This window comes from uncultured Campylobacter sp. (assembly GCF_938045595.1).
Lineage (GTDB): Bacteria > Campylobacterota > Campylobacteria > Campylobacterales > Campylobacteraceae > Campylobacter_B.
Window position 1 is genome coordinate 1 of sequence record NZ_CALIBB010000210.1, and the last position, 11,038, is coordinate 11,038.

Below are 11,038 nucleotides of genomic sequence, written 5' to 3' on the forward strand. Positions count from 1 at the left end.
CGACGCTTGCGATGGCGCTGTATAAGGACGGCAACTCGGGCGCAGCTTCGGCGGTGCTCGGAACTGCGCAATTTGCCATCGCCGGGGCTATTTCGTTTATCGTGGGTGCAGTGGGAGCTAATAAGCCGTTTTTGCTCGCAAGTGTGATGGCGATTTGTGCTCTTTGCGCAAACGCCGTGTATTTTTTATTGCGAAAAAAGAATCAAAAATTTTAATTTTAATATTTTTTAAATTTATCGTTAAGGATTGATTAGCTAAAATTAGCTCTCGTTCTTTCAGTGTAAGAAAGACAATTCGGTAAAAAAGGAAACAAGCCAATGAGCGATATTATCGCGTATAAACTTAACGGTGAAATTTACGATACTCAAAGTATCGGCGAGCGCGCAAGCGAGGCGCAGCCGATATATTTCGATAACTCCGAGGACGCGCTAAAGGTGATCCGCCACTCCTGTGCGCACCTTTTGGCGCAGGCGGTGCGCGAGCTCTATGCGGGCGCTAAATTTTTCGTAGGACCGGCGATCGAGGATGGGTTTTACTACGACATCCGCGTCAGCAAAGATAATGGCGAGAAGCTCGGCGAAGAGGATTTAAAAGCTATCGAAAAAAAGATGCGCGCGCTCGCCGAGGCAAATTTAGAGATTAAAAAGATAGCCTCCACTAAAGAGGCGGTCGCGAAAAAATATGCAAACGACGATCTTAAGCAGGAGGTTTTAAAGCGCATCCCCGAAGGCCCGGTTAGCCTATACGCGCAGGGCGAGTTTGAGGATATCTGCCGCGGCCCGCACGTGCAAAATACAAAATTTTTGAAAAATTTCGCGCTTACGCGCATCGCGGGGGCGTATCTCGGCGGCGACGAGAAGCGCGAGATGCTAACTCGCATCTACGGCGTCGTATTTGCCGATAAAGATAGCCTTAAAAAGCACCTTACGATGCTAGAAGAAGCCAAGAAGCGCGATCACCGAAAGCTCGGAGCCGAGATGAAATTTTTCACCTTTGACGAGCAGATCGGCGCAGGACTTCCGATCTGGCTTCCTGCGGGCACGAGGATGCGTATAAAGCTCGAGGAGCGCCTTTATAGGCAGCTTCGCAAGCGCGGCTACGAGCCGGTGCGTGGCCCTGAAATTTTAAAATCCGACGCGTGGAAGATCAGCGGGCATTACAGCAACTACAAAGAAAATATGTATTTTACGACGATCGAGGAGCAAGAATACGGCATCAAGCCGATGAACTGCGTCGGTCACATCAAGGTTTATCAAAGCGAGATCCGCTCATATCGCGATCTGCCGCTTAAATTTTGCGAGTACGGCGTCGTGCACCGCCACGAAAAAAGCGGCGTCTTGCACGGGCTTTTCCGCGTGCGCGAGTTTACCCAGGACGACGCGCATCTGTTTGTGATGCCAAGCCAGATCAAAGAAAACGTCTATGAAATTTTAGATTTCGTTGAGCTTCTGATGAAGGCTTTCGGTTTTGAATACGAGCTTGAAATTTCGACCAAACCGCAAAAGGCGGTCGGCGACGACGAGGTTTGGGATATCGCGACGAAGGCTTTAAAAGACGCGCTTGACGAAAAGGGCTTAAAGTACGGCTTAGACGAGGGCGGCGGCGCTTTTTACGGACCTAAGATCGACATCAAAATCACCGACGCGCTCGGTCGAAAATGGCAGTGCGGCACGGTGCAGGTCGATTTTAACCTGCCTGCGCGCTTCGAGCTTGGCTACATCGACGAAAATAATGAAAAAAAGCAGCCCGTGATGCTGCATCGCGCGATTTTGGGAAGCTTCGAGCGCTTCGTGGGGATTTTGCTCGAGCATACCGCGGGCGAGCTTCCGTTTTGGATCTGTCCTACGCAGGTATCGATCGTGCCGATCGGCGAGGCGCACGCAAGTTACGCGAAAGAAATTTTAAATTTGCTGCGCGAAGCAGACATTGACGGCGAAATTTTAGATAAAAACGAGACGCTAAATAAACGAATCAGAACGGCTGAAAAGCAGAAGGTGCCGCTCATCATCGTCCTAGGCGATAATGAAGTTTCGGCTCGCAGCGTGGCTCTGCGCGATCGCAGGGCGCGCGAACAGCGAAATTTAGGGCTGGATGAGTTTTTAAATTTCGTAAAAGCTAAATTAAACGAGGTGAATTTTTGAGCAGAGGCAAAGAGGTTTTTCTAAACGAGGACATTCCGGCTAGCGAAGTCAGGTGCATAGGCGACAACGGCGAGGTTTACGGCATAATTTCAAAGGCGCAGGCGCTGCAAATCGCCGAGCGAGAGGGTGTGGATCTGGTTTTGATAGCGCCCGATGCAAAGCCGCCCGTTTGTAAGGTCATGAACTACAGCAAATTTCGCTATCAGCAGGAAAAAAAGCTCAAAGAGGCGAAAAAAAAGCAAAAAATCATTGAGGTCAAAGAGATCAAGCTGTCCGCCAAAATCGCTCAAAACGACATTAATTACAAAGTAAAACACGCGAAAGAATTCCTTAGTAGCGGCAAACACGTCAAGCTTCGCGTATTTTTAAAAGGGCGCGAGATGTCAAGCCCGGAAATCGGCGTAAATTTGCTCAATAAAATTTGGGACGAATTTTTTGCAGAAGTTGCCGATCGCGATAAGGCGCCTGCGCTGGAGGGCCGCTACGTAAATATGCTGATCACGCCGAAAAAGGCGTAGCGTAAATTTAGCGACACCATAGACGTCGTGACGGTAAGGTGGAATCTTAAAGATTTCACCAAAATCTGTTTTTAATTTGGCTAGTCTATGTTTTAATTTTAATTCAGATTTTTATGAAGAGGGCAGGTTGCTACTTTATAAATCATAAATTTGTTCTTATTTTAATAAAATTTAGCTAATTATTATTTTCGTCTAAGGTGCATTTTGATAAAATTGAAAGTAGATAAACTCTCTCTCTCTCTCTCTCTCTTGCAACCTCTTGTATATGGGAGTAAAAAGGAAATGAATATATGAAGGTTTTAATTTTAGCTGGCGGCTTTGGCACTAGGCTTGCCGAAGAAACTAGCATCAGACCTAAGCCAATGGTTGAGATTGGTGGCAGACCGATATTATGGCATATTATGAAAATTTATAGCCACTATGGCTTTAATGAATTTGTGGTGCTTCTTGGGTATAAAGGCTATTATATAAAAGAGTATTTTGCAAACTATTTCCTGCATAGAAGCGACGTAACGATTGATATCAAAAATAATAATATGAAGATTCATAAAACTTTAAGCGAAGATTGGAAAGTTACTTTGATTGACACCGGGCTAGATACTATGACTGGCGGTAGAATCAAGCGCGCACAGGAGTATGTGGGAGATGAGAGTTTTATGCTTACTTACGGTGACGGCGTTAGCGATGTGAACATAGATGAATTGGTAAAATTTCATAAGTCTCATGGTAAATCTGCCACCATGACGGCGGTTCAGCCGGAAGGTAGATTCGGTGCTTTAGATATTAATAATTCAAGCTTAATTACATCTTTTTTTGAAAAACCTAAAGGTGACGGAAATTGGATAAATGCCGGTTTTTTTGTGTGTGAGCCTAAAGTTTTTGATTATATTACTGATGGTGATGCGACGGTGTTTGAACAGGCTCCACTTTCAAATTTAGCTAAAGACGGCGAGCTTTGCGCCTTCAAACACTATGGCTTTTGGAAGCCGATGGACGCTTTGCGCGATAAGCAAGTGCTGGAAAAGCTATGGGATAGTGGCAAAGCCCCTTGGAAAAAGTGGTAGTTTATGAATAGTGTTATAGCAACACAAGAAGTACAAAATTTATACTCCGGAATTTATAATGGCAAAACAGTTTTGCTTACAGGGCATACCGGTTTTAAGGGCTCATGGCTTAGTCTATGGCTGCAGCGCTTGGGCGCGAAAGTGATAGGGTATTCGCTTCCGGCGCCTACAGAGCCAAATCATATAGGACTTTTAAATTTAAATATCGTCCAGGTAATCGCCGACATACGGGATCTTGCTAAATTAAACGAAGTCTTTGCAGCTTATAAACCAGACATTGTATTTCACTTTGCCGCTCAGGCGCTCGTACGCCCATCTTATGCCGATCCTATCACAACCTACGAAACCAATGTCATCGGCACATTAAAAGTCCTTGAAGCTTGTAGAAAAGCAGGCGTTCGCGCGATCGTAAATATCACAAGTGATAAGGCTTATGAAAATAAAGAATGGGTTTGGGGATATCGCGAGAGCGATCCTATGGGCGGATATGATCCATATAGTTCGTCGAAAGGCTGCGCGGATCTTCTGGCTAGTTCATATCGAAACTCCTTTTTTAATGAAAAAGATTACGGCACAAAGCATCAAACGCTGCTTGCTACGTGTCGCGCAGGTAACGTTATAGGCGGCGGAGACTGGGCACAAGATAGATTGATTTGCGACGTTATGCGCGCAGCTGCTAAAAATGAAGCGGTAACGATCCGCAATCCGCATGCGACACGCCCTTGGCAGCACGTGCTTGAGCCGCTTAGCGGCTATTTGCTCGTGGGGCAAAAGTTGCTTGAAGGGCGAAAGGAATTCGGCAGCGCGTGGAATTTCGGTCCTAGCGATGATGGCGCGATTAGGGTGCTTGATGTACTAAAAAGCGCCAAGCGATATTGGGATAAGATAGAATTTAAAATCGGCTCCGACACGGATCAGCCGCATGAGGCAAATTTATTAAAGCTTGATTGCTCTAAAGCACATGCGCTGCTTGGTTGGAAGCCAGTTTGGGATAGTGAAACGGCATTTGAAAAAACTGTAAAATGGTATAAAAATTTCTACGAAAACGGCGCGATCGATACCGAACAAAATTTAAACGACTACGTAAAAGAGATGATGCGATGATAAAAGTTAGCGATTTTATAGCAAAATTTATAGCCGAGCATAAAGATACTGCAAAGACCGTATTTATGGTCTCAGGCGGCGGCAATATGCACCTGATAGATTCGCTTGGCAAAAATGAAAATTTAGAGTATGTCTGTAACCATCACGAACAGGCTTGCGCGATAGCCGCAGAGGGATATGCGCGCGTCTCAAATAAGATTGGTATCGCGTATGTTACCACGGGTCCTGGCGGGACGAACGCGATTACCGGCGTTTACGGTGCCTGGGTGGATTCAATCCCTACGATGATTATATCGGGACAGGTGAAATTCCAAACTACCATCGCTTCGCAGCCTCAGCTAAATTTGCGTCAGCTCGGCGATCAAGAGGTCAATATCATTGACATCGTAAAACCTATCACAAAATACGCCGTAATGATAACGGATAAAAATAGCATAAAATTTCATCTGCAAAAAGCTGTTTATGAGGCTAAACACGGCAGACCGGGGCCCGTATGGCTGGATGTGCCGCTAGATATACAAGGCGCGATGGTGGACGAAGCGGATCTGATAGAATTTGAAATCCCCGAAGCGACGAAGTTTGACACAAAAATCCCGCAGGTTCTAGATGCGTTAAAGGTTGCGAAGCGCCCCGTTATCATTGTAGGTAACGGCGTAACGCTTGCCGGCGCTAACGAAGAATTTCTAAAACTAATCGAAATTTTAAAAATCCCCGTTATCGGTACTTTCGCTAGATACGATATCGTTAGAAATGACCATGAGCTGTTTTTTGGTAGATATGGCACTATTGGCAATAGAGCGGCAAATTTTGTCGTACAAAATTCCGATCTCATCATTGCTATAGGTGCTAGATTAAATATCCGTGCAGTCAGCTATAACTGGGAATTCTTCGGCAGAGAAGCCAAAAAAATTTTAGTTGATATCGACCAAAACGAACTAAACAAAAAAACTATTGCCGCAGATATTAAGATAAAATCCGATGCGAAGGTTTTTATATCGGATTTGCGATCTGCGTTGAAAGACGAGCTGGATTTTGGATTTTGGCTTGAAATTTGCAAAAATTACAGAAAAAATTATCCTACGATTGAGCCTTTTAGACAAAATGTAAAAGAGTGGGTTGATTCATATAATTTCTTCGATGTGCTATCTAATCATAAACGAGATTTAGTTTATGTATTCGGTAACGGTACGGCATGTGTTTCATCTTATCAGAGCTTGCGCTTATATGAGAATCAAAAGGTGGTAGTAAATTCGGGTTGTGCTTCGATGGGGTACGATCTGCCTGCCGCAATCGGTGCTTGTTTCGCAAATGGTAAAAAAGATACGATTTGCGTTACGGGTGAAGGTAGCTTGCAGATGAATATTCAAGAGCTTCAGACAATAATTCATAATAAGCTTCCGATCAAAATCTTTGTTCTGAATAATGCAGGCTATATTTCTATCAGAAATACTCAAAACAACTTTTTTAAAGGGCACAAGGTAGGCTCGGATAAAGATAGCGGCGTCAGCTTTCCTAATATCGTAAAATTAGCAGAGGTTTATGGCTTTGAAGCCTGCAGGATAGAAAATCAGCTAAATTTAAAAGGGGAGTTGGAGGAAATTCTATCCAAACCAGGTGCGGTAGTTTGTGAAATAATGCTTTCGCCTACTGAAAAAATGGAGCCAAAATTATCGTCTAAGATAAAGCCTGACGGCAAAATGGTTTCAAAGCCACTTGAGGATATGTTTCCGTTCTTGCCGCGAGAAGAATTTTATAAAAATATGATAATTAAGCCGGTAGATGAATAAAGCTGTAGTTTTTGACTTAGACGGGACTATTTATTTTGGGAGTAAAATTGCCGATTTTGCTTTGCAAACTATAGATGAGCTTGAATCCAATGGTTATAATGTCTTATTTTTTACTAATAATTCAACTAAAACAAGAGTTGAAATTTTAGATAAATTAATTCATATGGGTATAAGAACTACTGTAGATAAAATATATACCTCAGCTTATGCTAGTGCTATATTTTTGCAAAGAAATGATCTAAGAAATATATTTTTAGTTGGTAGCCGTGGTTTTAAAAGTGAATTAACGAATGCAGATATAAATGTCGAGGATGAGTATAGTTGTGAAGCCGTGGTAATTGGGCTTGATTTAAATTTTAACTATGAAATTTTATCAAGAGCTCTTATTGCATTACAAAAATCTCGTAGAATAATAGTGGCAAATACAGATAAAAATTTCCCGGTAGAAAATGGTCTTTTAAGACCTGGTGCCAATGCTATGCTAAGTGCAATACTTGGTAGTATTGATGAAGAAATTAAGCTGGATATAGTAGGAAAGCCAAATCCTTTTATGCTCGAAATTTTATGTAAGGATTGGGGGCTTGATAAACAGCATATCGTTGTGGTAGGTGATAGGATAGAAAGTGATATGGCTATGGCAAAGAATTTTAATTGTAAAGGAATTCTAGTTGGCAATAATATTACATTGCTGGATGTTAAGAATAAAATTTTAAGGAGCTAAAATGAATGTTTTAGAATACGAGATGATCGATATTCTTAAAAGACTTAAAGACGAATACGGTGTTTTTGAGATCAAAGCAGAGTACGAGAATGAAGGCAGCAGGCAGGAGGAGCTTTGTAGGCTAAAAGATATTACCTCTAAAGTTGGGCTTCCTATTATTATGAAAATTGGAGGTGTCGAAGCGGTAACCGATATATATAACGCTATTACTCTAGGTGTAAATGGTATCATAGCACCGATGGCAGAAACAAAATTTGCCGTTAGTAAATTTTTGGGAGCTATAAACACTTTCGTTGCTGAGGATAATCGAAATGACATAGAATTTGCGATTAATGTAGAAACTATAACCTGCTATGATAATTTTGATGATATTCTATCCTTGCCTAATATAAATACTCTTTCTGGCGTAACAATCGGAAGAGTCGATTTTACAAGTTCGATGGGTAAAGATAGGAGCTTTGCAGATAGTGATGAAATGCTAAAACATTGTGAAAATATTTTTACTAAAGCGAGAGCTAAGGGATTAAAATGCGGTTTAGGTGGAGCCATATCCGCGAAGTCATGCGATTTTATTAAATATCTCATTTCCAAAGGACTACTTGATAAATACGAAACGCGAAAGATCGTATATTGCAAAGATGCTGTAAACAATATGGAAGCCGGAATTTTAGCTGGCGTTGAATTTGAATTAGCTTGGCTTAAAAGCAAGCGTAGGTATTATCACAGAATCAAGTCCGAGGATGAGAAAAGAATCGAAATGCTTGAAAAAAGGCTAAGCAATAAATGAAAAAGTACAATAACCATGTTTTTGAAAGTGTAATTATTAATAATGATATGCAAGAAATTGCGAGTAAGATAATGCATTTAGAGCGACTTGATAATAGTTCATTTCTTATAACTGGTGCATGCGGAATGCTGGCGAGATATTTTGTAATGTTTTTAATATATTTAAATGAGGCATATAATTATAATATAAAAATATTCTGTTTAGTTAGAAATAAGAGTAAAGCTATTAGTATGTATGAAGAATTTTATAATAAAGAATATTTTATTATTATGGAAGATGATTTACTTCATCCACTTAGTTGTAACTGTGAAATAAACTATGTAATTCATGCCGCATCTTTAGCCAGTCCTCAATACTACTCTACTATCCCAGTAGATGTTATGCTTCCAAACTCAATTGGGATATATAATTTATTGGAATTTATAAAAGAAAAGCACATAAAAAGTATGTTATTTTTTTCTAGTTGTGATATATACGGAAATTTAGATTCTACAAATGTTACTGAGGATACTCCAACTTCTAATTTAGAGATATTTGATCCTAGATCTACATATTCTGTTAGTAAAATATTTGGAGAGACTCTTTGCAAATCATATGTTAACCAGTATAATATTGATGTAAAAATAGCTAGGATAGCTCATACTTATACTCCCTTAGTAGATATAAAAAATGATTCGAGAGTATTTTCGTTTTTTATAAAGTGCATTAGCGAAAATAAAGATATAATATTGTATAGCGATGGAAAGGCGAAAAGGCCATTTTGCTATATTACAGATGCTATATCGGCGTATATTACTATTTTACTTGATGGAAAACTAGGGGAGGCGTATAACGTTGGCAATTTTCAAGAATATAAAAGTATTTTAGAAATAGCTAAAATTATTTTGAGTAATTCAAAAAATAAAAAATTAAATATTAAATATGTAAATAGGAATAGTAATGATAGTTATATAGCGAAAAAAAGAGAAAATTTTATTAATTTTAGCGATCAGAAATTAAGAGATATTGGATGGGGAAATTTTAATTTGGTGAAAGCCGAAGATGGTTTTTCTAGAGTTTGTAAATATGTGCTAAATTATAAGGAATATTAAATGAATCAAAAAGAATTAAAACAAGAAATTTTAGAAAAGACAAAAGAGTATTATAGACTGGTTCATGAGCCGGCGCAGCACGCTAAATTCGAACCCGGCAAAAGCCATGTGAATTACGCAGGTAGAGTCTTTGATGAGCACGAAATGGTAAATTTAGTAGATAGTTCACTTGATTTTTGGCTCACATATGGCGCATATTCTAAAAAATTTGAAAAAGAATTTGCCAAAATGCTTGGCGTAAAATGGGCATTTTTGGTAAATAGCGGAAGCAGCGCAAATCTACTTGCATTTTTTGCACTTACCTCGCCACTTCTAAAAGAGCGCCGCATAAAAAAGGGCGACGAAGTCATAACAGTAGCGGCAGGCTTTCCTACGACGGTTGCACCTATCGTGCAATATGGTGCCGTTCCAGTTTTCGTCGATATGGAGCTTGAATATTTTAATATAGACCATACGAAGCTTGAGCTTGCGCTTAGCCCAAAAACGAAAGCCGTCATGGTAGCTCACACCCTAGGAAATCCTTTTAATATAAAAGCCGTGAAGGAATTTTGCGATAAGCACGATTTGTGGCTTATCGAGGATAACTGTGACGCTCTGGGCTCACTGTATGAGGGCAAGTCAACCGGCACATGGGGAGATATAGGCACAAGTAGCTTCTATCCGCCTCACCATATGACGATGGGCGAGGGTGGCGCTACCTATACGAATAATCCGCTACTTAAAAAAATTATGCTAAGTATGCGTGATTGGGGGCGCGATTGCTGGTGTGAGAGCGGCGTAGATAATACCTGTGGCAGGCGTTTTTCGCAAAAATTTGGTGAGCTACCGCTTGGATACGATCATAAATACGTTTATTCGCACTTCGGATTTAATTTAAAAGCCTCTGATATGCAAGCTGCCGTAGGATGCGCTCAGATAGAGAAATTTTCTAACTTTGTGCAGCGTCGTAGGCAAAATTTTAAAAAGCTTTATGATGGCTTAAAAGATATAAAGGAGCTCATTTTGGTTAAAGCTCAGCCGCATTCCGAGCCTAGCTGGTTCGGCTTTATGATGACGGTTGCAGACGGGGCAAAATTTAGTAGAAACGAGCTTAGCGAGCATCTAGAGAAGGTGGGCGTGCAAACAAGAAATTTATTTGCAGGCAATATGATCAAGCATCCACTATTTGCAGACCTTGAACTCGGAGCCGATTATAAAATTTCAGGCGAGCTAAAAAATACCGATAAGATAATGAAGGATAGTTTCTGGGTGGGGGTATACCCTGGAATGAGCGATGAGAAGATAGAGTATATTATAAAAGCAATTAGGGGATTTGTTATTTCATGAGAGAGGGGAAAAAACTACAATTCCGCGACAGTTATACTGTTTATTTGATTCTTTTGATTCCAGTAGCATTGAATATTTTGACTTTTAATAAATATATGCCATTTACGGATGGGTGGTGGGAAACATTTGGATATTTAAATAATAAAGGATTGACCCCTGGTAAAGATTTCTATTTACCTTGGACACCGTTATTTGTATATGTAAATAGTTTTTATCAAAAATTATTCGGCGTTGATTTTTTTACCTTTAGATTGATCGGGATTTTTATATTTTATATAGAGATTTATGTCTTTTATAAACTTTTATCTCAGTTTTTTCCAAATTTTAACAGTGCTATAGCTGCAGTATTTACTAATTTTTTATGGGTTTCTATGCCTGCATTTATGCCAAAAGATTATCATACATATCTTTATATTTTTGAATTTTTATCTGTATTGTTCTTCGTTAAAGCTATAAAAAATATAGATAAATTTAAATATTATATATATACCATAATAGC

At 40.1% G+C, this 11,038-nt stretch carries 9 protein-coding genes and 2 pseudogenes; all 11 read left to right on the plus strand.

Translation table 11 applies throughout. The features are described from left to right. A pseudogene (locus Q0340_RS08255) lies at positions 1-215 on the plus strand (Bcr/CflA family drug resistance efflux transporter); the annotation flags it as partial. 102 nt (positions 216-317) lie between these two features. After that, positions 318-2,141, plus strand: coding sequence for a threonine--tRNA ligase (gene thrS, locus Q0340_RS08260; RefSeq protein WP_298082916.1), 1,824 nt, complete (start codon positions 318-320; stop codon positions 2,139-2,141). After that, a complete protein-coding gene (gene infC, locus Q0340_RS08265; RefSeq protein ID WP_177388239.1) occupies positions 2,138-2,659 on the plus strand; it encodes a translation initiation factor IF-3 in 522 nt (173 codons plus the stop codon). Before thrS ends, infC begins: the two co-directional genes overlap by 4 nt. Positions 2,660-2,949: 290 nt before the next feature. Continuing rightward, a complete protein-coding gene (gene rfbF / locus Q0340_RS08270) occupies positions 2,950-3,723 on the plus strand; it encodes a glucose-1-phosphate cytidylyltransferase (RefSeq protein ID WP_298082917.1) in 774 nt (257 codons plus the stop codon). Positions 3,724-3,726: 3 nt separating this feature from the next. After that, positions 3,727-4,827, plus strand: a complete 1,101-nt coding sequence (gene rfbG / locus Q0340_RS08275; protein ID WP_298082918.1) for a CDP-glucose 4,6-dehydratase — start codon at positions 3,727-3,729, stop codon at positions 4,825-4,827. Beyond that, positions 4,824-6,614 (plus strand): thiamine pyrophosphate-binding protein, encoded by a 1,791-nt coding sequence (locus tag Q0340_RS08280; RefSeq protein WP_298082919.1) that lies wholly within the window; start codon positions 4,824-4,826, stop codon positions 6,612-6,614. The genes rfbG and Q0340_RS08280 overlap by 4 nt, the downstream gene beginning before the upstream one ends. After that, positions 6,607-7,335 carry an HAD-IIA family hydrolase gene (locus tag Q0340_RS08285; RefSeq protein WP_298082920.1) on the plus strand — a complete coding sequence of 243 codons (729 nt, stop codon included), beginning with the start codon at positions 6,607-6,609 and terminating at the stop codon, positions 7,333-7,335. Before Q0340_RS08280 ends, Q0340_RS08285 begins: the two co-directional genes overlap by 8 nt. Before the next feature lies 1 nt (position 7,336). Continuing rightward, positions 7,337-8,122 carry an aldolase/citrate lyase family protein gene (locus Q0340_RS08290; RefSeq protein WP_298082921.1) on the plus strand — a complete coding sequence of 262 codons (786 nt, stop codon included), beginning with the start codon at positions 7,337-7,339 and terminating at the stop codon, positions 8,120-8,122. Next, positions 8,119-9,213, plus strand: a complete 1,095-nt coding sequence (locus Q0340_RS08295) for an NAD-dependent epimerase/dehydratase family protein (RefSeq protein ID WP_298082922.1) — start codon at positions 8,119-8,121, stop codon at positions 9,211-9,213. Before Q0340_RS08290 ends, Q0340_RS08295 begins: the two co-directional genes overlap by 4 nt. Continuing rightward, positions 9,214-10,539 (plus strand): lipopolysaccharide biosynthesis protein RfbH, encoded by a 1,326-nt coding sequence (rfbH, locus tag Q0340_RS08300; protein WP_298082923.1) that lies wholly within the window; start codon positions 9,214-9,216, stop codon positions 10,537-10,539. It abuts the gene before it with no gap. Further along, positions 10,536-11,038 (plus strand): annotated as a pseudogene (locus Q0340_RS08305) (hypothetical protein); the annotation flags it as partial. The gene rfbH and the pseudogene Q0340_RS08305, both read left to right, overlap by 4 nt.